Origin of the sequence: uncultured Aquimarina sp. (assembly GCF_947500065.1) — a bacterium.
Lineage (GTDB): Bacteria > Bacteroidota > Bacteroidia > Flavobacteriales > Flavobacteriaceae > Aquimarina.
In genome coordinates this window covers 1-216 of the sequence record NZ_CANMQT010000065.1, presented here as the reverse complement: position 1 = coordinate 216, position 216 = coordinate 1, and the positions used below count along the sequence as shown (strand labels likewise).

Sequence of the window (216 nt, the reverse complement as noted above, 5' to 3'; positions counted from 1 at the left end):
GCTGGGGTGATCACATAACTAGCTGTATAAGTGCTACTATCACTCGCGCCTACTACCAAGTCAATCGTAGTTGCTGGTGTCACTGTAGCCAAGGCATCGGTTACACTGATACCTGTTAAATCTATATTACCTGTATTAGTCACTGTAAATACATAGTTGATCGTATCTCCGGCATCGATGATACCGTTACCGTTTGTATCAACATAGGTATCTGTC

The 216-nt window shown here is 42.6% G+C and carries 1 protein-coding gene; it reads right to left on the bottom strand.

Annotated features, from left to right (window positions below; genetic code table 11):
• Window positions 1–216 (bottom strand): hypothetical protein (locus Q0975_RS28460; protein WP_299444396.1); only part of this gene is annotated, 216 nt, incomplete at both ends.